Origin of the sequence: Bacillus sp. CCB-MMP212, assembly GCF_022748145.1 — a bacterium.
Lineage (GTDB): Bacteria > Bacillota > Bacilli > Bacillales > Bacillaceae_G > Bacillus_A > Bacillus_A cereus.
This window is the reverse complement of sequence record NZ_JALDQE010000002.1, coordinates 277,192-297,763: the sequence shown is the minus strand read 5'-3', so window position 1 is coordinate 297,763 and position 20,572 is coordinate 277,192. Positions and strand designations below refer to the sequence as shown.

Here is a 20,572-nt window from a genome sequence, read left to right as displayed (position 1 = left end):
GTCAAAACATACGTACAGTTTACATAACACTTTTATATAGCTAAAAAATAACGTGAACTCATTCATTCACGTTATTTTCTCTCCATTCTTTCGCTTTTTTATCCACATTGCGCACAAACTCATTTTTCCCTTCCGTATATAACGTGCCATCATATGTATACTTTTCGGCTAATTCTTTCTTTAAGGTTGCATATGCCTCTGCTTCTTCACAATGAGCCATCATATAATCACGAAACGCTAAATGCCTTACTATCTCTGGATTTCCTTTTTCAAACACGTGTAAATGATACGAACGTTTTTCCTCAGTTCCATGAATAAAATATCGGCGTCTTGAAATACCATTTTCCCCTTTTACGATGTAACCAAGCTCTATAAATCGTTCATTCCACCCATCTACTCTTTCGATATTTTCTACTTCCATGATCATATCAATAATAGGTTTAGCTGCCAGTCCGGGCACTGACGTACTTCCAATATGATGCATTTTCACCGTTTCTGGCATCGCTGATTTTAATCTTTCAGCCTCCATTTGAAATTTTTCAATCCAATGGTTTTCATGCGGAACAACGACAATTTTTCTCATTCTAACTCCCCTTTTCTTACAAGCTCGTCAAAAAATGATCAGTGGTATTTCACTGATCATTTTTTTATTATTTAAAGTCTTTCCAAGTAAGGTTACTTTCACTTAGCAGTTCTTCAAATGATTTATTCTTTTCACGTTCTTTTTGTTCTTGGCGCTTTCTTTCCAGTTCAGCTACCTCTTTTTCCTCTTCTCTCACTTGCAACTCTTTCTTCTTACTCTTTAATTGTTGCATGAGTGAATCATTTAATTGATCGCCTAATGTAAGTGTTTCTTTCTTTGGTTGATTCACTTGCGATTGTCTTTGCATTTGTCTTTGTTTCTTTTTCTTCATGCTACTCACCTTTTACTTTTTTCTCCATTATAGTAGATACACGATGAAATCGACAATAAAAAAGGGTCTTTACTCTATTATTCACTTTTTGTAAATATGTTAATTTTTCGAAAAGACTAAATTTTTATGTAGCTATAATCCTATGAATCTATTAAAATTATGTCGTATGATGTCAGATTATAAAAAGAGGAGAATTATATTATGTGGAAAAAAATTATTCCTGCCGTTGCTGTTTTAAGCACTATTACTTTTTCAAGCGTATTTGCCGCTCCCCCATCTCAGAATCCAGCTGAACAAAACCGCTACATAGACGTACAAATGCTTGGTATTAATGATCTCCATGGACAACTAGATACTGTTAAAAAAATCAATAATAAAGAAGCTGGTGGCGCTGATTACTTAGCTACTTATTTAAAAGAACGTAAAAAACAAAACCCTAATACACTTCTCGTACATGCTGGTGATATCGTCGGAGCTAGTCCACCAGTTTCAGCATTATTACAAGATGAACCGACGATTGAATTTTTAAATGATTTAAAATTTGATGTTGGTACAATCGGGAACCATGAATTTGATGAAGGCATTGATGAAATGAAACGCCTCATTTACGGTGGATATCATGAAAAAACAGGGAATTTCAAAGGGGCTAACTTCCCCTATGTAGCTGCTAACTTCTATAACAAATCAACTGGCCGCTTATTTTTACCACCATTTACTGTAAAAATGGTAGATGGTGTTCCTGTTGGATTCATTGGTGTTGTTACAACTGATACACCAAATGTTGTTATGCCTACGATGCTTAAAAATGTACAAATTACTGATGAAGTAGAAGCAATTAATAAATCAACACAACAATTAAAACGCCTCGGCGTTAAATCGATCGTCGTTCTTGCTCATGTCGGTGGAACAACCGATGAGTCTGGGGTAACAAATGGCGATCTTACTCGAATTGCAAATGAAACAGACCCAGAAGTTGATGTTATTTTCGGTGGACATAGTCATACGTATGTAAATGGTACAGTAAATAATAAACTAATTGTCCAAGCAAATTCATACGGAACGGCTTTCTCAGACGTGGATGTAACAATTGATCGTAAAACAAAGGATATTGTAAAGAAAAAAGCTGAAGTTGTTACAACGTATCATGAAGGTGTAGAACCTGATAAACAAGTAAAGAAAAAACTAGATCAATATAAAGAAAAAATCGCACCACTTGTAAATGAAGTGGTCGGAAAATCTACAGCACCTATCGACCGTAAACAAAATGATGCTGGTGAGTCCACTCTTGGAAATTTAGTTGCCGATGCTCAGCGTCAAACGATGCAAACTCAAATCGCCCTCATGAATCCTGGTGGCATTCGTAATGACTTAGATGCTGGTGATATTACGTGGGGTGAGTTATACGGCATTCAACCTTTTGGAAATCAATTGATTAAAGTAGATTTAACAGGTCAAGACATTCGCGATATTTTAAATCAGCAATGGCAAAAAGGAACAACAAGAATGCTTCAAATTTCAGGTATTCAATATACGTGGGATGCAAATAAACCAAACGGTGAAAAAGTTACAAATATACGTTTAACAAACGGAGAAGAATTATCTCCATCTAAAACGTATAGCGTAGTTGCAAATGCCTTCTTAGCTTCTGGCGGTGACGGATTCGTATCATTTAAAAATGGTAAAAATGCAGAAACTGGTCCAAACGACTTTGAAGCGTTAGTCGATTACGTAAAACAATTAAAAGAACCAATTCAGCCAGTTATTGATGAAAGAATTCAAAAAGTAAATTAAGTGTTTCTCTAATAATAAATTTTATTTTTCACGCCATAAAGGATTTGTACTGATCCTCTATTTTATACGTAATATACATCATAAAAAGGATACTCGTTCTTCCAATGAACATAGTATCCTTTTCTTTAGTTATCAAAATGTGATGTTTTGTCAACTTCATATTGCTGTAAAAATTGTTGCAACGCCTCTTCTACAAGTTTAGACTTTTGAATTCCTTTCGATTCTGATATAAGGTCCAATCTTGCTAATATTTCTGTATTAATAGAAAAGGTTCGTCTCTTTTTCTCTGTACTCTTACTCATAATTGGTGCAATTACTTCGCCTCTTTTTCTTAGTAACTCATAAATGCTTTGTAATTGCTCGTAAATTAATAATTGATAATCTGTTTTCTCATATTGAAGGGCGGTCGCTTCTTGGAGTTGTAAGTGACGTGGTTCTTCTCCATCTCCTACAAAAATACGTTTCTTCTGCTCTCCATCATATTCGTATCCAATCAATCTTAATTTCTTCGATAATGTATACGGGCTTATTTCAAGACGTTTTGCTATAATAGCGATGGATTCACGTCTGTTTAAACCATCTATAATTTCTCCAATCGTCACAATTTCCCTCCTCCCGTGTTGAAATGACACTAGTATAGTATGTTACAATGATTTTCTAACAGTATATGCAAAATGAATAGCCTGTGCGATTCATACGATTTCACAAAAGGAGGTTTTCAATATGCTTTTTCGTAGCTACACCCCTCAGTTCTATAACGAAAACAAACAACTCATTCCTAATAGTATCGCTACGATAGAAAGCGTTATGATAAATAATCGAAAACAAACTCTCCTTATGCGTGGACAAAACGTAGAGCAACCTATTTTATTATGCTGTCACGGCGGACCTGGGATGGCACAAATCGGATTTATTCGCCATTTTCAAAAAGAATTAGAGAAGCAATTTATTGTTATTAATTGGGATCAGCGCGGGGCTGGTAAATCCTTTTCAATGAAAGATTTCGGAGCAAATTTCACAATTGAACAATTCGTTTCCGATGCAAAAGAAGTGATTCAATATGTACTTAAAAGGTTCAACAAACAAAAACTATTTCTCGCTGGTCATTCTTGGGGAAGTATTATTGGGCTTAACATAGCACATCAATATCCAAAGTATATCGAGGCTTACATCGGTATTGGGCAAATTGTACATATGAAACAAAATGAAGAATTGCTATATCAACATTTAATTCATTCTGCAAAAAAACATGATCATAAAAAAGCATTAGCTTCCCTTTTAAAATTAGGCAAACCACCATTTTTAGATACGAGACGTCTCATTATTCAAAGAAAGTGGCTTGGCACATTTGGAGGCGCAATCCAAAACGGATCTTCCTTTTCTTTCATACGAAAAGGTTTCTTTTCTCCTGAGTATACGCTATTAGATTGGTTCAAGTTTCTCGCAGGAAATTTAAAATCTGGCGTTTTATGGGAAGAAATGCTGACAATCGATTTCTTTTCTTCTATCTCAAGTTTATCTATTCCAGTTTATTTTTGTTCTGGTCGCTATGATTATCAAACTCCTTATGCACTCGTTCAGGAATATTGCGATCTTATTGAAGCGCCTATAAAAAAGATGATTTGGTTCCCAAATTCAGCACATTCTCCTGATTTAGAAGAACCAGAATTATTCGCTAATTCTTTGCAATCAATTAAACAAGAGCTAGCTTTTCAGCATTAGTAACAAAAGGCTCTTTTACATTTCATAGAAAACATTTTATAATAATATGTCGCAAGTATGTATAAACATCGCAAAATATTTCATATTTACTTGTCTTAACAGAATAAAAATTTAGGGAGATTACATTTATTATGAACGCTGTACTCGTCGCAGTAGCAATTATGCTATTGCTTAGTTTGTTACGTGTCCAGGTCATTGTCGCCATCATTGTTGGAGCTTTAACAGGCGGAATTATCGGCGGACTCGGTATTTCAGAAACGATTAACACTTTTACAACTGGTCTTGGAAACAGTGCTCCAATCGCTTTAAGTTATGCAATGCTTGGTGGTTTCGCTATTTCCCTTTCCAAAACAGGACTTCCAGATGCTATGATTCAAACTGCATTAAAATGGATTGGCAATGAACAAGACACGAAAAAACAAGTTTATTCTAAAATACTTATTTTATTCATTATTTTAACGATGGCTTGTTTCTCACAAAATGTGATTCCTGTTCACATTGCTTTCATCCCCATCTTAATTCCAGCACTTTTAAAAGTATTAAATGAGCTGAAAGTGGATCGCAGACTTGTCACATGTATTATTACATTTGGATTGATTACTCCTTATATGTGGATCCCTGCAGGATTCGGAAAAATTTATCATGACGTATTACAAACCAACGCTGCGCAAAGCGGCCTTACATTTGATGTCACACTTATTCCAAAAGCAATGACTATTCCAGCAATTGGTATGATTATTGGATTATGTGTAGCGGTATTCATTACGTACCGAAAACCTCGTACGTATGAAACAGAACAAATTCATACTACCGAAAATGAAATCGTTCCCTATACAAAACGTAGCATTACTTTCGGGTTATTATCTATCATTGCTACATTAACTGTTCAATTAACAACAGAATCAATGATTTTTGGTGCTTTAGCAGGTATTATCGTCTTATCGGTTAGTGGCAGTCTACCACTTAAAGAAGCAGATGCGATATTAACAAGCGGAATGCGTATGATGTCCTTTATTGGCTTTGTTATGATTGCTGCCGCTGGATTCGGCGCTGTTCTTCGAAAAACAGGACATGTTGAATCTCTGGTGCAAACGAGTGCACATATAATCGGAAATAATAAACCACTCGCTGCATTTCTTATGCTCGTTATTGGACTTCTCGTTACAATGGGAATTGGTTCATCCTTTTCAACGATCCCTATCTTAACAACCATTTTTGTACCTCTTTGCATTCAGCTTGGATTTAGTCCAATGGCCACAATTGCAATTATCGGTACAGCCGGAGCACTAGGTGACGCAGGATCTCCAGCATCGGATAGTACCCTTGGACCAACATCCGGTTTAAATGCTGATGGTCAGCACCATCATATATGGGATACATGTGTACCCACTTTTCTACATTACAATATACCGTTACTTATCTTTGGTTTTATTGCCGCAATTACATTATAAAAAGGTGCGTATAAAACGCACCTTTTACTTTTTTATTTTTCCTTTTAATTGTTGAAAAGCTAATTTTCCATTATCTTTGACATAGCTTTCAATTGCCGGTAGTGATGAACCTATCCATTCACACTCTATGCTCCCATTAGGTCCAACAATTTTTAATTTATCTGGTATATGTATATTTAGAAATCTCGCTGACCGAATTAACTCAATAGCAATCTGATCACTTGAGGTTACAATTCCATCTATATACGGATTGTTTTGCAATAATGTAATAAATTGTTTATTTGTATACCCTTGTACACATTCTTCTCGATAAGAGATTTCTTCATCCCAAACAGCGTCTAAAAACCCTGCTATATAATCTTCCATTTCTTCACTTTCTTCTCCCTCACCGAAATATGCAAGAAAGTGACACCCTTTCTCTTTTAATAAAGAAACAGCTCTCTGTCCACTTTCATAATAATTTCCATGTGATTGTTGCTCATCGATCACAACAAACGGAAATGGAATTTCTCCTACACTTTTAAAAACTGCTCTCGTCAAAATAACACCTGCAATGTTATTTTGCTTCAGCATATGTATGTATCTATCTTTATTCTCTATATTACAAATAATGATTTGATAGCCTTCTTTATATGCTATTTCCTCAATACAATGTAGCAAAGTGATGTTTGATTGGTTACATAAATTATCTACAAGTAATGCAATTATCGTTGAATTCTCTTTAAATAGTGGCTTCGCTGCACTGTTTGGCCTATAACGTAATTCTTCAATTGCTTCCTTTACTTGTTTTACTGTGTCCTCATGAACGTATCCTTTTTCATTAATAACTCGTGAAACGGTTGCGACTGAAACACCTGCCAATTTTGCAACATCACGTATAGTTGCCACATCGTCACCCCTTAATATGGTAATAGATTACAATTTTACGGTAACCTAAATTACACTATCCGTCAAGATTAATAACTCACATTTCTGAAAATTGTTACATCATTTCACTAAACGATACTCCAACTGAATTTCATGTAAAATTGGGATATTATCATATCCAATACGTGGAATTTCTTTCTTTATTTTTCGCGCCTCCTCTACCGCATTCACATATAAATTAGTCATTACAAAATTACGTTTTTGGTAAAATCGTAACGCATTCATATTATCATTTGTTGTAATAAGCCAAACCTGTCTGCACCGTTCTTCTTCTGCAACTTGTAATACACAATCCACAAGTTTCGTCCCTATTCCTTTTCTTTCTTCAAAGCTATCTAGCGATACAATTTCGCACATATTTCCGGTCACTTCATACGTTATAATTCCGATTATTCTGTCATCTGAGAGCGCAACAAATCCTGGCAACTCTTCTAACTGATGTCCCTTACCACGTGAAACCATCAATGAACTTCCCCAGTTCTCACACATGAACATTCGGATTGTTTCTTTCATCGCTGGCGTAATTTTTTGTATATGCAGCATTTCCTATTTCTCCCCTTTTATATCATTGTGATACAATATAAGTGTATCACATGTAACGGTATTTGGAGGATGAGGTAAAGTATGAAACGTTTTTTTGCAGCATTGTTTACTATACTAGGTGCAATAACTGCCCTTGGGATTTTCTTTACAAATAAAGTGATGTACTTAAAGAAAAAAACAGAGGAAGAAGTACTCGAAAGAGAAACGAAAAAACATTTTCGTATAGAGGATTTTGATGCTCTTCATAAAGAAGAAATTCATATCCCTTCACAATTCGGATACGACCTTCACGGATATTACATTCCTGCTGGTCATTCCAATAAGTTTATGGTTTTTTGCCACGGTGTAACTGTAAATAAAATAAACTCTGTAAAATATGCAAACTTATTCTTAAAAAGGGGATATAATGTCCTCATTTACGATCATCGTCGTCATGGTAAAACTGGCGGAAAAACAACAAGCTATGGATACTATGAAAAGCATGATTTGAAATCCGTAGTTGACTGGCTAAAAACCCGTTTTGGAACCAATATTACACTTGGTATTCATGGTGAATCTATGGGAGCCGCAACAATTCTTCAATACGCAGGACTTGTAGAAGATGGCGCTGATTTCTATATTGCAGATTGTCCTTTCTCTGATTTTCACGGACAATTACAGCACCGTTTAAAGGTTGAATTCCATTTACCAAAATGGCCTTTATTACCTTTAGCAAACGCATTTTTAAAAGTTCGTGACGGTTATACAATTCGTGAAGTTTCACCAATCGACTGTATAAAAAACATTAACAATCCCGTTCTCTTTATTCATAGTAAAGATGACGACTATATTTTAGCTGATATGACAAAAGCGTTATATGAAGCGAAAGAAAATAATAAGCAACTTTATATTGCAGAACACGGTGCACACGCTTGCTCTTATAACGAAAATAAAGAAGAGTACGAAGCAGCCATCGATCAATTTTTAAACACATATGTGAAAGAAACAAAAAACAGGCTTGCATAAGCCTGTTTTTTTATTGCGCTAAAACGTCTGTAACTTGTTCCATATTTTCAGAAATCCATTGCATTGCATCATCTAACGTTGGAAATTCTGTCGTTTGAAATGTTACTTCATCTTGAAGTAACCAAACATCCTTTACCTCTTGCCCTACACCTGCAATGGACCAATGTAACAAACTATATGGATGATTATCATTCAAAAATGATGCCCACGTGCGCTCATTTGCAATGTTTCGTAATGTATGTAATTGTTTATCCATCTCTCGTCACCTTACTCTAGTCAGTTATGAAAACTATTATAACACTCTCTTCTTTCTCAAACAAAGTGCTCTTTTTTCCCCGCTATTTGCGGGCAGTAAAACTCCCATCTCAAAATTCGGCTGAAACAAAGAAGTTAGGCGGGAGATTAACTGCCCCTAAAAGCCCGATTGGTTCAAATAATAATTAGTGGGGGATGCCTCCCCCACTAATTAAAGTTTCACTTTATATTGCCAAGCACTTCCCTTGATTATATGATGAAATTAAGCGTTTGGGAAGGAGGGATAACGTTGGCAAAAGTACAAATTAAAGTAAATGATAATGGCTCTTTTCGCGTTACAGGGGACGTGGAATTAGTCGACTCACAAGGGAATGTATTCCCAGCAAAACCGGCATTTTCTTTATGCCGTTGTGGTTTATCAAAAAATATGCCTTATTGCGACGCTTCGCATAAAGGTAAATTCGAGTCTGTTGTTAGAGCACCAGAGGCAGAATAATTTTACATGTGACATGCACATTTTTTTGTGCATGTTTTTTCTTTTTAGCAACTCCGTTATATCCCTTCTCCTTACAACATTTCTAATACTTTTATTTCCATTCCAGCCTGCATATATTTTCACACAATTCTTCACATTCGAATATTTTTTACTAGCCTTTTATTTTTTTTGTGCTATAATTTGAGCAAACAGCATCCTTCGGGGTCGGGTGAAATTCCCAACCGGCGGTGATGAAGTGAAAACTTCTAAGTCCGTGACCCGTTTTCAACTCGAAAACGGTGGATCTAGTGAAACTCTAGGGCCGACAGTATAGTCTGGATGGGAGAAGGATATGTTTCTAGTTTTTTATATAGTGAATACACTTTTATTTCAGTATGCATATTTTTAAAGATTCATTTTGATTCTTTATATATGTTTAATTTTCTATACTTATTTTTTATACTGAAATAAAAAGAGACAACTAGCGTTTAAAAATTCGATATTTTGCTAGGTTTTTTCCTTATGCAGAAATATCAATTATCGTTAGGTTTCTTTCCTATGCTTTCGTATTCAAACTATATTTCTAGAAATCACGTCTCCCAAACCCCAAGGATATTAAATCCTTGGGGTTTTTTGATTTTTTTAGGAGAGGTGAAGAAAATGACAGATCAAGAATATATGAGGATTGCCCTGCAGTTAGCAGAAGGAACATCAGGACAAACAAGTCCAAATCCTATGGTTGGTGCTGTTGTTGTAAAAGATGGAAACATCGTTGGTATGGGGGCTCATTTACGGGCTGGTGAAGAACACGCTGAAGTTCATGCCCTTCAAATGGCTGGTCAGAACGCCAAAGACGCTACCGTTTATGTAACACTGGAACCGTGTAGCCACTTTGGAAAAACACCACCTTGTTGTGAATTGCTCATCGAAAAAGGAGTTAAGCGTGTTGTAATTGCTACTCTCGATTGTAATCCGCTCGTTTCTGGTAACGGAAAAAGAAGATTAGAGGAAGCTAGAATTGAAGTAACTACCGGTGTTCTTGAAGCAGAAGCAGTTTTATTAAATCGCTACTTTTTTCACTACATGAAAACGAAACGCCCTTTTGTAACAATCAAAACAGCGATGAGCTTAGATGGAAAAACAGCAACTGTAACTGGTGAAAGTAAGTGGATTACAGGTGAAGAAGCACGTGCTGATGTTCACCAATATCGCCATACACATGATGCAATTCTTGTTGGAGTGAATACAGTTATAGCTGATAATCCTCATTTAACAACAAGAATTCCAAATGGTGGGAAACATCCTATTCGCGTTGTTTTAGATACCCACTTACGAACACCACCATCTTCTCATGTTATAACAGATGGTTTAGCACCGACATGGATTATTGTCGGTAAGGATGTAAAGAAAGAGAAGATATCTTCTTATGAATCTAAAAATATAGCTATATTCCAAATGGAAACGAAGCATATAGAAATTGAGGACCTTCTTTCCTTTCTTGGAGAAAAACAAATTCTTTCTCTATTCGTTGAAGGTGGCCAATCGATTCATGCAAGTTTCTTAAAAACAAACAATTTTAATGAAATTGTAACCTATATAAGCCCGAAATTAATTGGTGGGAAAGATGCTCCTACTTTATTTGGAGGAAATGGTTTTTCAAAATTACAAGATGCGCTTTCCTTGAAAATTCAAGAGATGAAACAAATTGGTGATGATATAAAAATTGTTGCGAATGCCCGAAACGAGGTGACGGAATGTTTACAGGAATTGTAGACGAATTAGGAACGATAGCAAACATGCAACAAAGCGGAGAAGCGATGAAATTAACGATTCATGCAAAGAAAATTTTATCAGATGTTCACTTAGGTGATAGTATCGCGGTGAACGGTATTTGCTTAACTGTAACAAGCTTTACAACTAATTCATTTACAGTTGATGCAATGCCTGAAACGATGCAGTCGACATCACTTCGCATGCTTAAACCGCACTCTAAAGTAAATTTAGAGCGAGCAATGGCTGCAAACGGACGATTCGGTGGACATTTCGTTTCAGGACATATTGATGGCATCGGAACGATTTTAAATAAAAAACAACATTACAATGCCGTCTATTACAAAATAGCAATTTCTGATGAACTGCTGCGCTATTGTTTGCATAAAGGATCCATTGCTGTTGATGGAACGAGTTTAACGATATTTGATATAGACGAATCTTCCATAACGATTTCACTCATCCCGCACACAGTAAGCGAATCTGTCATTGGAGAAAAAAATGCCGGAGATATCGTAAACATTGAGTGTGACATGATTGGTAAATATATCGAACGCTTTATTACTAAACCTACAAAACGAGTAGGTTCAATGACTGAAAGCTTTTTACAAGAAAACGGATTTCTATAAGGGGGAAGCATAATGTTTCATCGTATTGAAGAAGCTCTAGAAGATTTAAAACAAGGTAAAGTCGTTATCGTATGTGATGATGAAAACCGAGAAAATGAAGGCGATTTTATTGCTTTAGCAGAGTACATTACACCAGAAACAATTAATTTTATGATTACACATGGCCGTGGTCTCGTTTGTGTACCGATTACAGCAGGGTACGCAGAACGTCTACAATTAGAACCAATGGTATCTCATAATACAGATTCACATCATACTGCGTTTACAGTGAGCATTGACCATGTTTCTACAACAACAGGGATTAGCGCTCACGAACGTGCAACTACGATACAAGAATTGTTAAACCCCGCATCAAAAGGCGCTGATTTCAATCGACCTGGACATATCTTTCCATTAATTGCGAAAGAAGGCGGTGTCCTGCGTCGTGCAGGTCATACAGAAGCTGCTGTTGATTTAGCGAAGCTATGCGGTGCCGAACCAGCTGGAGTTATTTGCGAGATTATAAATGAGGACGGCACGATGGCACGTGTACCTGATTTAATAGAATGCGCAAAACAATTTGATATAAAAATGATTACAATAGAAGATTTAATTGCTTACCGCCGCCATCATGAAACACTTGTGACGAGAGAGGTGGAAATTACATTACCTACAGATTTCGGTACTTTCCACGCAATTGGCTATTCTAACTCATTAGATACGAAAGAACATATCGCACTTGTAAAAGGTGATATTTCAATAGGTGAACCGGTACTTGTGCGTGTTCATTCTGAATGCTTAACAGGAGATGTATTCGGTTCACATCGCTGCGATTGCGGACCACAACTCCATGCAGCACTTACTCAAATTGAGCGTGAAGGAAAAGGTGTTCTTCTTTATATGAGACAAGAAGGAAGAGGCATTGGGCTTCTTAATAAGCTTCGTGCTTATAAATTGCAAGAAGAAGGATTCGATACTGTAGAAGCAAATGAAAAACTCGGCTTCCCTGCTGATCTTCGTGATTACGGTATCGGAGCACAAATATTAAAAGATTTAGGTTTACAAAGTTTACGATTATTAACGAATAACCCAAGAAAAATTGCTGGCTTACAAGGTTACGATTTAGAAGTAGTCGAGCGTGTACCGTTGCAAATGCCAGCAAAAGAAGAGAATAAATCGTATTTACAAACGAAAGTAAACAAATTAGGACACTTACTAAACTTATAATTAAAGGAGAGATTTATTATGGTATTCGAAGGTCATTTAGTTGGTACAGGATTAAAAGTTGGAGTTGTTGTTGGACGTTTTAACGAATTTATTACAAGTAAGTTACTTGGCGGCGCTTTAGACGGATTAAAGCGTCACGGTGTAGAAGAAAATGATATTGATGTTGCTTGGGTTCCTGGTGCATTTGAAATTCCTTTAATCGCTAAAAAGATGGCTAGTAGCGGAAAGTATGATGCTGTTATTACATTAGGTACTGTAATCCGAGGTGCTACAACTCACTACGATTACGTTTGTAATGAAGTAGCAAAAGGTGTTGCGTCTTTATCACTACAAATGGACATCCCAGTTATTTTCGGCGTATTAACGACAGAAACAATTGAACAAGCGATTGAACGCGCAGGTACGAAAGCTGGTAATAAAGGATATGAATCAGCTGTTGCTGCAATTGAAATGGCTCACTTATCAAAACAATGGGCATAAAAAAAGAGGCTTCGGCCTCTTTTTATTTTTTCACCTTTTTTTGTACATCTTTTATTAATTCATTCATCGTTTTTCCTTCTGTTTTTATATGAAGAGCTTGTGCTGTTCTCCATACATTCTCTCTTTTTTTCGCTTCTTCTATAATAGTAATTTCTTTTCTAACTTCCTTTAAATCTTTTCCTTCCGTTTTCAATCCAAAATGTTCAGCTTTCGTTCGAAAGTGTTGTTCGATTCTTTGTTGCATCTCTTTTTGTTCAGGATTTTCAGCAGCCTTAACTGGATCAGAACTTATTGCTTTTATTAAAATTAAACAAGTCATAATCGCTAATATGTATTTGTACATGTAAAATCCTCCAACCCAATATAAATTACATATTTACTATGTACAATTAGGGCTTGGAAAATTCGTCCACAAAAATTCTTTTTTTCGCTCAAAAACCAATAATATCAAGCGTTCACAACTATTTATTACATTTTATTTACAAAAAAGCAAACCCTTTTACAAGTTTGCTTTTTCATCTATCTTATAATGCACACTCTTCAATCTCAAATCCTAAATCTGCAATCATACCCCAGTCTGCAGTCGGCTCTTGTCCAGCTGTCGTTAAGTAGTCCCCGACAAAAATAGAATTTGCTGCAAATAAACCGATTGGCTGTACAGAGCGTAAATTGATTTCACGTCCTCCTGAAATACGAATTTCTTTTGTCGGGTTTACAAAACGCATCATTGCCAGTACTTTTAAACATTCTACTGGTGTTAACTCTTTTTGCCCTTCAAGAGGTGTTCCCTTTACAGCAACAAGGAAATTACAAGGGATAGAATCTGCATCTATACGTTGTAATTCAAATGCAATTTCAGCACGCTCTTCAATTGTTTCTCCCATGCCAAAAATCGCTCCAGAGCATGGGGAAATGCCCGCTTGTTTCGCTTTTTGAACTGTATCAACACGATCATCATACGTATGAGTTGAACAAATACTATCGTAATTATTTTCATGTGTATTTAAGTTGTGGTTATAACGATGCACGCCCGCTTCCGCTAAACGCCCTGCTTGATCTTCATTTAAGAAACCTAAACAACAACAAATCTTCAAGTCTGTCGTTTCACGAATTTCCTTAACTGCTCCAATTACGTGATTTACCTCTTTATCCGTCGGACGACGACCAGACGCTACAATACAATATGTACCTGCTTTACGGCGTATTGCTTCATGTGCCCCTTCTACAATCTTCTCCTGCGTTAACCATGCATATTTATCAATCGGTGCTTCTGAAATAATAGACTGTGAGCAATATCCACAATCTTCAGGACATAATCCAGATTTCGTATTAATAATCATATTCAATTTTACTTTCTTACCAAAGTGATGATGGCGAATAATGTAAGCCGCATTCATAATTTCTAAAACTTCTGTATCATCAGCTTCTAATATCGCTATTGCATCTTCTTTCGTAATCATCTTCTCTTCCACTACGTCGTATGCAAGTTTTTTCCAATCCCTTTTTGTTTGTACTTGTTTCATTTCATCTCTTCCCCTCTTTTGTTATATGTATAAATAAAGCATGATACGTTGCCATTATCCCTTCATTTCCCGTGAAGTCTCTTTCGTATATGCGTAGCATCGCACGAAAGAGTGAGGGACTTTGACAATATGATCCTTCATTGCTATTAGTCGCTCCTACTTTTCGAATAGAATGTAGAAATTCCTTAACTTCTGTAAAACTCTCTATGTAACATGTTTCAGAAACATGCACATCCCCTGTTTCTATCTTGCATATATGAAGCAACTGATCTTTCGAATAAAAACGTTGACCAATCGATGTTTCATTTTTTATATTTCTTTCTTCTTTCGCACGTTGGAACGAAGCATGCAATTCTTGAAATGTTTCATGTCCAAACGTTGAAAAGAGTAATATCCCATCTATAGACAAATGTTGAAATAAATTTCTTAACACTTGTTGTAAATTATTTAACCATTGAAATGTAGCATTTGAAATAATGACATCATATGATTCTTCTAATCGTAATCGCTCAATATCTTCACAGTGAAACGTTACATTTTTTACATTTTGTCTAGTTTGCGCAATTGCAATCATACTTTCAGCAAAATCAACTGCTGTAATATGTGCTTTCGGAAATAACTTTGATAATTGCTCTGTTACATACCCCGTCCCGCACCCCAGTTCTAAAATACGTATTGATGCCGTTTCACTATATCGTTCCTTTAAGATTGAAAGTAATGAATGTGCCATCTTTTTTTGTACATTTGCATATCGATCGTAAGATACGGCTGCCCCATTAAACCGTTTTTGTAGTAACGTTTTGTTGATCATGTCGTATCCCCTCTACAAATTGAATTATCTTATTTGCGCAATATTCAAAATTCGTTACACATAACGCATGCCCTGCATCACTTACTACTTTCAGCTCGCTGCTGCTATTTTCCGTCATACTACGTGCCGCAGACAATGGGCATATTACATCCTTTTCTCCGTGAATAAGTAGTATAGGTACTTTAATTTCTTTTAGTTCTTCTCTCATATCTGTTTCTATTAAATAATCCAAACCTAGTTGTAAAGACTGAATAGAATCACCTTTAAAACGGTCTACAATGTCTTCAAAGTTTTTATTCTCTTTTAACTCATCTTTCGTAAACATATTTTCATAAAACCGCTTGAGCGTATCTTCTTTCCTTCTCGCCAAATTCCTTTTCAGCCGTTCTACATGCAAAGCATTCCATCCGTTACTGTAATCGCTCGTATTTGTAAATTTAGCAGTACCACCAATTAATACGATGCCTTTTGCCTTAATCTTTTTATAAGCTTCAACTGCTGCTAACGCTCCTAGTGACCAACCAACTAAAATTACGTTGTCGTTATGCGCTACATCTATAATTCGTTCCACAAATTCACTTCGTTCGTTCACATTACGCCAATCTATGCATTGAACAGGATATCCTTTAAAATACGGAATTACTAAATCCCAAATATTCTCTTCCATTCCCCATCCGGGGATAAAAATAATCTTTAGCTCGTTCATACGAAAATCTCCTCTTCTTTCGCAATGTGAATAATTCGGTCAATAGCCCATTTTAAATCAGCTATTGTATGTTGCGATGTAACTGCAAAGCGAATTCGAGAACTATGAACCGGCACAGTTGGCGGACGAATTGCAATAGCCGCAATCCCTGCCTCTTGCAACCTTTTACTAAATCGTAAAGCATGTTCATTTGAACCGACTACAATCGGTACAATATGAGTTGAACTATTCCCAATATCAAAACCAGCATCCCTTAATTTAGTTCTGAAGTATTCTCCGTTTGCTATAAGGTTCTCTCTTCTTTCGTTATCTTCTTTTACAATTTCAATTGCTTTTTGCACTGCTCCTAACGTACTTGGTGGTAAAGCTGTAGTAAAAATAAAGCTTCTCATCATATTTTGTAAATACTCTATATAAATTTCATCACCTGTCAAATACGCACCATAACACCCTAAAGCCTTGCTAAACGTCCCCATATGTATATCAATTTTTTGAGCAAGATTTTTTTCTATATGAGATAACCCAGCTCCGCCGATTCCATATATTCCACTCGCATGTGCTTCATCGACTATAATGATTGCCCCGTATTTCTCTTTCAGCTGTACTAAATCTCTCAAATAAGCAGTATCACCATCCATACTAAAAATGGTATCAGTTACGATTAATTTCCGCTTTTCAGGTGACGCTGTTTTCAACAGCTTCTCTAAATGATCCAAATCATTATGACGATATCTTTTATGCTCTGCCCCGCTTAATATGATTCCATCAACAATACTTGCGTGATTTAACTTATCACTAAAAACAATATCGTGCCGAGAGGCTAAAGAAGATATGGCACCTATATTTGCCGTATACCCACTATTTACAATTAAAGCTCTTTCAGTACCTTTCCAGTCACATATGCTTCTCTCAACCTCTTCATATAATGGATGATTTCCTACAACGAGACGAGAGGCAGTCGCTCCAGTTCCATATCTTTTTGTACAGGCAATAGCAGCTTCTTTTAACCTTTCATCTCCAGCTAACCCTAAATAATTATTTGACGCTAAATTTAACATCCTTTTTTTATCTCGAATAAGCCAAGTCTCTTCTGCCTTCTCTGTTACATATAAATTTCGATACTGCCCTTGCTCATGTAATTGTTGTAATTTAGATTGAAGATGCGCCCGCCACGTTTGATTCATTTTGGATAAACTCCTCTAATTTTGAAATCATAATATGTTCTTTTGCAGATTCTAATACTTCTTCTTTCGTAAACTCACCTTCAAAGAATGGTAATAATCCTAAAACTGGTACCCCGCTCAGCTCTTCAATCATCTCTTTATTTTCTTGCACTCTTTCCATTTCACATTCTTTGCAACCTGATAAAATGACACCCGCTACGGTTAAGCCATGCGCCTTTGCGTAAGCAATCGTTAACACTGTATGATTTACTGTTCCTAATGTAGGACGAGCTACTACAATAAGAGGCAACTGTAATTCTGTTGCAAAATCTATTACTAAAGCATCTTCTGTATATGGGACAGCAAGCCCACCTGCTCCTTCTACAAATAAGCTATTAAACTCTTTTAATAGTTCATTATAGTAATCAGTAATTTCTTTTAACTTTACTACTCTTCCAGCTCTTTTCATGGCAAGTCTCGGAGCAAGTGGTTCTTCAATAGAATAAGGGCAAATTTCATTTTCTTGTGTCGGTACACCTGATAGTACTTTTAACCTTGCCGCATCTCCCTCAGGGTTTGATGCAACATGCCCACTTTGTAACGGTTTATATACCCCTACGTTATATCCTAATTCTCTAAATACACCTGCTATAGCACCTGCAACTACTGTTTTTCCAACTTCAGTATCAGTTGCTGTTATGAAAAAACCACTCATTATTCTCCCTCCGTAACATCTGAGATTGCCTTATATAAAATGCGTAACATATCATCAATCTCTTCAAAAGTAGAAGCAAGTGGTGGCATAAATACAATCGTGTTACCTAGAGGTCGTAAAATCATACCCAGCTCTCTTGAGCGTTTACATACTTGAACACCGACTCTTTCTGTCCAGTCAAACGCTTCTTTCGTTTCCTTATTCTTCACAAGCTCAATACCAACCATTAATCCGCACTGACGAATATCACCTACATGTTTATAGGCAAAGAGCTTTTCTAATTGCGCTGTCACATAATCCGTTTTACGTGCCACTTCTTCTATTAAATTTGTTTTTTCATATAGTTCTAGATTTGCGATTGCTACGGCACACCCTAACGGATTACCTGTGTAGCTATGTCCATGGAAAAATGTTTTTTGTTCTTCATATTCTCCTAAGAAGGCATTATATATTTCATCTGTCGTTACCGTAACTGCAATTGGTAAATATCCACCTGTTAAACCTTTCCCAGCAGTTAAAATGTCTGGCGTCACATTTTCATGTTCACACGCAAACATTTTCCCTGTACGCCCAAATCCAGTCGCTACCTCATCTGTAATAAATAATACATTGTACTTTGTACATAAATCGCGCAGTCCTTTTAAATATCCTTTTGGCATTGTAATCATTCCGCCAGCACCTTGCATTAATGGCTCTACAATGATGGCAGCTACTTCTTCATGCTTTTCTTTCAACAATTCTTCCATTTCTTCTAAATGGCTTTTTACAATTTCCCCCTTATTATTTCCGTAAGGAGAACGATATGTATATGGATACGGCATTTTAATCGCATCAAATAAGAGCGAACTATACACTTGGTGAAACAAGTCTATTGCCCCTACTGAAACAGCTCCAATTGTATCACCGTGATATGCTTCTTTTAATGTAACAAATCTTTGTTTCTTTGGTTTCCCTTTATGCTGCCAATATTGGAAAGCCATCTTAATTGCAATTTCAACAGCGGTAGAACCTGAATCAGAATAGAATACCTTCTTCAATCCATCTGGTACAACCTCAATAATTTTTTCTGCTAATAAAATAGATGGAACGTTAGCAAGTCCTAACATAGTAGAATGAGCAATTTTATTTAATTGCTCACGAATTGCTGCATCTAATTCCGGTACTTGATGTCCGTGAACATTTAACCATATAGATGAAACACCATCCCAATATTCATTACCATTTACATCGTATAGTTTTCTTCCCTCTCCACGTTCAATAATGACAGGATCTTCTTCTAAATAATCTTTCATTTGTGTAAATGGGTGCCATACGTAAGCTTTATTTTTCTCTGCTAATTCTTCATATGTATAAGATGATTTTTCAATTGTTCTACTATTTATTGTCACAACTGTCACCCCTAATGTTAACTTATTTATAAATATAGTTAACATTAAATCCGAATGACTGTCAATTATTTTAAAATCAAATAGTTCTTAAAAAAGAACAACTTATCATACGATAAGTTGTTCTACTTTCCATGCTGTATCTTTCCAATTTCTAAAATAATTTCTTCATCTTTTTTCCCCTCTGTATCAATTCCAAGTTGCTTAGCGTGCTCAATTAATAAATCATGACGCTTCTCAAACCTAGCGGTATTTACTTCTTTCGTAACCTCTTCTTTTGTTTTCCCCTCAGTAGAAACTCCTAGTTTTTCTGCTGCTTTTTCCATTGATTTCTTCTCTTCTATTTCTTTTACTTTCTTCACTTCTGACTGTTGTATTTGCTTTTGTTTCAACTGCTCTGATTCAGCCGCAAAAGCTGTGTAAATTCCAGCACTTCCTCCAATAACTAATAAAGTGGTAAAAAGAATTATTTTTTTCTTCACTCTTTCCTCCCCTTTCAAATTCATTATAACGTACATTTTTACAGCGTTAAAAACAATTCTCCTTTATTTCCCTAAAAAATATTTAATATTTTTATTGACATGTAAGATGAAAATATGATAAAAATTTAACTAACATCATATGAATCGGCGTTGATAGGATTTAGTAGTATTTCGATTTCTGATTTCAGAGAGCTGGTGGTCGGTGCGAACCAGTACAGAGCGAATTATGAATTACCCCCTGGAGCTTCTTTTACGAAACGTGAGGAGTAGTGAAAGACGGTTATAGACCGTTATGTCTAAAGAGTGGTGAAACGACACTGTTTCACAATTTAGGGTGGTACCGCGAATTTTTCGTCCCTGCATATATTGCAGGGGCGTTTTTTATTTTATAAGCGCATATCATATGACCCTTTATTTTGTGATACATTCATTTCACAAGCTAGGGTGGTACCGCGATTTCTTCGTCCCTGCATAATTATATGCAGGGACGTTTTTTTATCCAATCATTTCCGTATCATATAGAAGGACCAACAATTACCGGTAATTTGTCACAAAATTCTAACTTTTAGAAGGAAATATACAATATTGGCGAATTTTATATAAAAAAGAGCTATTTTAC

General features: G+C 36.0%; 23 protein-coding genes, 1 riboswitch and 1 other annotated feature. Of the genes, 9 read left to right on the top strand and 14 right to left on the bottom strand.

Annotation, left to right across the window (positions count from 1 at the left end; genetic code table 11):
* Nucleotides 1–58: 58 nt before the first annotated feature.
* The gene (locus tag MRP26_RS06340; protein ID WP_001227176.1) at nt 59–583 is read right to left on the bottom strand and encodes a GrpB family protein; all 525 of its coding nucleotides are present in this window, start codon (nt 581–583) and stop codon (nt 59–61) included.
* A 67-nt stretch (nt 584–650) separates the two neighbouring features.
* Nucleotides 651–914 (bottom strand): YqkE family protein, encoded by a 264-nt coding sequence (locus MRP26_RS06335; protein ID WP_144465044.1) that lies wholly within the window; start codon nt 912–914, stop codon nt 651–653.
* 201 nt (nt 915–1,115) lie between these two features.
* Here MRP26_RS06335 and MRP26_RS06330 point away from each other — a divergent pair, with 201 nt between their 5' ends.
* Nucleotides 1,116–2,705, top strand: a complete 1,590-nt coding sequence (locus MRP26_RS06330; protein ID WP_197242717.1) for a bifunctional metallophosphatase/5'-nucleotidase — start codon at nt 1,116–1,118, stop codon at nt 2,703–2,705.
* Nucleotides 2,706–2,830: 125 nt separating this feature from the next.
* Here MRP26_RS06330 and MRP26_RS06325 read toward each other — a convergent pair whose 3' ends face one another.
* Entirely contained in the window at nt 2,831–3,307 is a 477-nt protein-coding gene (locus MRP26_RS06325) for a ribbon-helix-helix domain-containing protein (protein WP_000151933.1), read from the bottom strand.
* A 121-nt stretch (nt 3,308–3,428) separates the two neighbouring features.
* Between MRP26_RS06325 and MRP26_RS06320 the strand changes: the two genes are divergently transcribed.
* Nucleotides 3,429–4,427, top strand: coding sequence for an alpha/beta fold hydrolase (locus tag MRP26_RS06320; protein WP_053563703.1), 999 nt, complete (start codon nt 3,429–3,431; stop codon nt 4,425–4,427).
* Nucleotides 4,428–4,558: 131 nt separating this feature from the next.
* Complete coding sequence (locus MRP26_RS06315) at nt 4,559–5,878, top strand: Na+/H+ antiporter family protein (protein ID WP_000994810.1); 1,320 nt, start codon at nt 4,559–4,561, stop codon at nt 5,876–5,878.
* 24 nt (nt 5,879–5,902) lie between these two features.
* Here MRP26_RS06315 and MRP26_RS06310 read toward each other — a convergent pair whose 3' ends face one another.
* Together MRP26_RS06310 and MRP26_RS06305 are read right to left on the bottom strand one after the other, a co-directional pair.
* Nucleotides 5,903–6,766: a LacI family DNA-binding transcriptional regulator gene (locus MRP26_RS06310; RefSeq protein WP_242806046.1), complete on the bottom strand. Its 864-nt coding sequence runs from the start codon at nt 6,764–6,766 to the stop codon at nt 5,903–5,905.
* Nucleotides 6,767–6,865: 99 nt separating this feature from the next.
* Nucleotides 6,866–7,348 (bottom strand): GNAT family N-acetyltransferase, encoded by a 483-nt coding sequence (locus MRP26_RS06305; protein ID WP_000902437.1) that lies wholly within the window; start codon nt 7,346–7,348, stop codon nt 6,866–6,868.
* 81 nt (nt 7,349–7,429) lie between these two features.
* On the opposite strand from MRP26_RS06305, the gene MRP26_RS06300 reads away from it, so the two are divergent.
* Entirely contained in the window at nt 7,430–8,353 is a 924-nt protein-coding gene (locus tag MRP26_RS06300; RefSeq protein WP_000819230.1) for an alpha/beta hydrolase, read from the top strand.
* A 10-nt stretch (nt 8,354–8,363) separates the two neighbouring features.
* Here MRP26_RS06300 and MRP26_RS06295 read toward each other — a convergent pair whose 3' ends face one another.
* Nucleotides 8,364–8,609 (bottom strand): DUF2552 family protein, encoded by a 246-nt coding sequence (locus MRP26_RS06295; RefSeq protein ID WP_000360796.1) that lies wholly within the window; start codon nt 8,607–8,609, stop codon nt 8,364–8,366.
* Between the two features lie 288 nt (nt 8,610–8,897).
* On the opposite strand from MRP26_RS06295, the gene MRP26_RS06290 reads away from it, so the two are divergent.
* The 5 genes from MRP26_RS06290 to ribH all read left to right on the top strand — a co-directional run bounded on the left by MRP26_RS06290 (nt 8,898) and on the right by ribH (nt 13,168).
* Nucleotides 8,898–9,104: a CDGSH iron-sulfur domain-containing protein gene (locus MRP26_RS06290; protein ID WP_001151582.1), complete on the top strand. Its 207-nt coding sequence runs from the start codon at nt 8,898–8,900 to the stop codon at nt 9,102–9,104.
* A 190-nt stretch (nt 9,105–9,294) separates the two neighbouring features.
* Nucleotides 9,295–9,438, top strand: a riboswitch (FMN riboswitch).
* A 305-nt stretch (nt 9,439–9,743) separates the two neighbouring features.
* Complete coding sequence (gene ribD, locus MRP26_RS06285) at nt 9,744–10,856, top strand: bifunctional diaminohydroxyphosphoribosylaminopyrimidine deaminase/5-amino-6-(5-phosphoribosylamino)uracil reductase RibD (protein WP_029443258.1); 1,113 nt, start codon at nt 9,744–9,746, stop codon at nt 10,854–10,856.
* Nucleotides 10,838–11,482: a riboflavin synthase subunit alpha gene (gene ribE / locus MRP26_RS06280; RefSeq protein ID WP_000493869.1), complete on the top strand. Its 645-nt coding sequence runs from the start codon at nt 10,838–10,840 to the stop codon at nt 11,480–11,482. Before ribD ends, ribE begins: the two co-directional genes overlap by 19 nt.
* A 12-nt stretch (nt 11,483–11,494) precedes the next feature.
* On the top strand, nt 11,495–12,688 hold the full coding sequence (gene ribBA / locus MRP26_RS06275) for a bifunctional 3,4-dihydroxy-2-butanone 4-phosphate synthase/GTP cyclohydrolase II (RefSeq protein WP_089171733.1): 1,194 nt from the start codon (nt 11,495–11,497) through the stop codon (nt 12,686–12,688).
* An 18-nt stretch (nt 12,689–12,706) separates the two neighbouring features.
* Nucleotides 12,707–13,168 carry a 6,7-dimethyl-8-ribityllumazine synthase gene (gene ribH, locus MRP26_RS06270; RefSeq protein WP_000230895.1) on the top strand — a complete coding sequence of 154 codons (462 nt, stop codon included), beginning with the start codon at nt 12,707–12,709 and terminating at the stop codon, nt 13,166–13,168.
* 22 nt (nt 13,169–13,190) lie between these two features.
* Here ribH and MRP26_RS06265 read toward each other — a convergent pair whose 3' ends face one another.
* The 8 genes from MRP26_RS06265 to MRP26_RS06230 form a co-directional block, all read right to left on the bottom strand.
* Nucleotides 13,191–13,511: a hypothetical protein gene (locus MRP26_RS06265; protein ID WP_000280032.1), complete on the bottom strand. Its 321-nt coding sequence runs from the start codon at nt 13,509–13,511 to the stop codon at nt 13,191–13,193.
* Between the two features lie 181 nt (nt 13,512–13,692).
* Nucleotides 13,693–14,691: a biotin synthase gene (gene bioB, locus MRP26_RS06260; protein ID WP_000815858.1), complete on the bottom strand. Its 999-nt coding sequence runs from the start codon at nt 14,689–14,691 to the stop codon at nt 13,693–13,695.
* A 1-nt stretch (nt 14,692) separates the two neighbouring features.
* Nucleotides 14,693–15,502, bottom strand: a complete 810-nt coding sequence (bioC, locus tag MRP26_RS06255; protein WP_000608911.1) for a malonyl-ACP O-methyltransferase BioC — start codon at nt 15,500–15,502, stop codon at nt 14,693–14,695.
* On the bottom strand, nt 15,468–16,208 hold the full coding sequence (locus MRP26_RS06250) for an alpha/beta fold hydrolase (protein WP_242806045.1): 741 nt from the start codon (nt 16,206–16,208) through the stop codon (nt 15,468–15,470). The genes bioC and MRP26_RS06250 overlap by 35 nt, the downstream gene beginning before the upstream one ends.
* The gene (gene bioF / locus MRP26_RS06245; protein WP_089171735.1) at nt 16,205–17,392 is read right to left on the bottom strand and encodes an 8-amino-7-oxononanoate synthase; all 1,188 of its coding nucleotides are present in this window, start codon (nt 17,390–17,392) and stop codon (nt 16,205–16,207) included. The genes MRP26_RS06250 and bioF overlap by 4 nt, the downstream gene beginning before the upstream one ends.
* Complete coding sequence (bioD, locus tag MRP26_RS06240; RefSeq protein WP_053563696.1) at nt 17,358–18,086, bottom strand: dethiobiotin synthase; 729 nt, start codon at nt 18,084–18,086, stop codon at nt 17,358–17,360. The genes bioF and bioD overlap by 35 nt, the downstream gene beginning before the upstream one ends.
* Nucleotides 18,086–19,519, bottom strand: a complete 1,434-nt coding sequence (gene bioA / locus MRP26_RS06235; protein ID WP_242806044.1) for an adenosylmethionine--8-amino-7-oxononanoate transaminase — start codon at nt 19,517–19,519, stop codon at nt 18,086–18,088. Before bioA ends, bioD begins: the two co-directional genes overlap by 1 nt.
* A gap of 77 nt (nt 19,520–19,596) precedes the next feature.
* A complete protein-coding gene (locus MRP26_RS06230) occupies nt 19,597–19,953 on the bottom strand; it encodes a hypothetical protein (protein ID WP_000726902.1) in 357 nt (118 codons plus the stop codon).
* A 141-nt stretch (nt 19,954–20,094) separates the two neighbouring features.
* Nucleotides 20,095–20,315 (top strand) — a binding site (T-box leader).
* The last annotated feature ends 257 nt before the right edge of the window (nt 20,316–20,572 follow it).

What these genes read in the sequence shown, in the direction of transcription:
- MRP26_RS06340 (WP_001227176.1), bottom strand. Translation starts at nt 583, where the DNA reads ATGAGAAAAATTGTCGTTGTTCCGCATGAAAACCATTGGATTGAAAAA.
- MRP26_RS06335 (WP_144465044.1), bottom strand. Translation starts at nt 914, where the DNA reads ATGAAGAAAAAGAAACAAAGACAAATGCAAAGACAATCGCAAGTGAAT.
- MRP26_RS06330 (WP_197242717.1), top strand. Translation starts at nt 1,116, where the DNA reads ATGTGGAAAAAAATTATTCCTGCCGTTGCTGTTTTAAGCACTATTACT.
- MRP26_RS06320 (WP_053563703.1), top strand. Translation starts at nt 3,429, where the DNA reads ATGCTTTTTCGTAGCTACACCCCTCAGTTCTATAACGAAAACAAACAA.
- MRP26_RS06315 (WP_000994810.1), top strand. Translation starts at nt 4,559, where the DNA reads ATGAACGCTGTACTCGTCGCAGTAGCAATTATGCTATTGCTTAGTTTG.
- MRP26_RS06305 (WP_000902437.1), bottom strand. Translation starts at nt 7,348, where the DNA reads ATGCTGCATATACAAAAAATTACGCCAGCGATGAAAGAAACAATCCGA.
- MRP26_RS06300 (WP_000819230.1), top strand. Translation starts at nt 7,430, where the DNA reads ATGAAACGTTTTTTTGCAGCATTGTTTACTATACTAGGTGCAATAACT.
- MRP26_RS06295 (WP_000360796.1), bottom strand. Translation starts at nt 8,609, where the DNA reads ATGGATAAACAATTACATACATTACGAAACATTGCAAATGAGCGCACG.
- ribD (WP_029443258.1), top strand. Translation starts at nt 9,744, where the DNA reads ATGACAGATCAAGAATATATGAGGATTGCCCTGCAGTTAGCAGAAGGA.
- ribE (WP_000493869.1), top strand. Translation starts at nt 10,838, where the DNA reads ATGTTTACAGGAATTGTAGACGAATTAGGAACGATAGCAAACATGCAA.
- ribBA (WP_089171733.1), top strand. Translation starts at nt 11,495, where the DNA reads ATGTTTCATCGTATTGAAGAAGCTCTAGAAGATTTAAAACAAGGTAAA.
- ribH (WP_000230895.1), top strand. Translation starts at nt 12,707, where the DNA reads ATGGTATTCGAAGGTCATTTAGTTGGTACAGGATTAAAAGTTGGAGTT.
- MRP26_RS06265 (WP_000280032.1), bottom strand. Translation starts at nt 13,511, where the DNA reads ATGTACAAATACATATTAGCGATTATGACTTGTTTAATTTTAATAAAA.
- bioB (WP_000815858.1), bottom strand. Translation starts at nt 14,691, where the DNA reads ATGAAACAAGTACAAACAAAAAGGGATTGGAAAAAACTTGCATACGAC.
- bioC (WP_000608911.1), bottom strand. Translation starts at nt 15,502, where the DNA reads ATGATCAACAAAACGTTACTACAAAAACGGTTTAATGGGGCAGCCGTA.
- MRP26_RS06250 (WP_242806045.1), bottom strand. Translation starts at nt 16,208, where the DNA reads ATGAACGAGCTAAAGATTATTTTTATCCCCGGATGGGGAATGGAAGAG.
- bioF (WP_089171735.1), bottom strand. Translation starts at nt 17,392, where the DNA reads ATGAATCAAACGTGGCGGGCGCATCTTCAATCTAAATTACAACAATTA.
- bioD (WP_053563696.1), bottom strand. Translation starts at nt 18,086, where the DNA reads ATGAGTGGTTTTTTCATAACAGCAACTGATACTGAAGTTGGAAAAACA.
- bioA (WP_242806044.1), bottom strand. Translation starts at nt 19,519, where the DNA reads ATGTTAACTATATTTATAAATAAGTTAACATTAGGGGTGACAGTTGTG.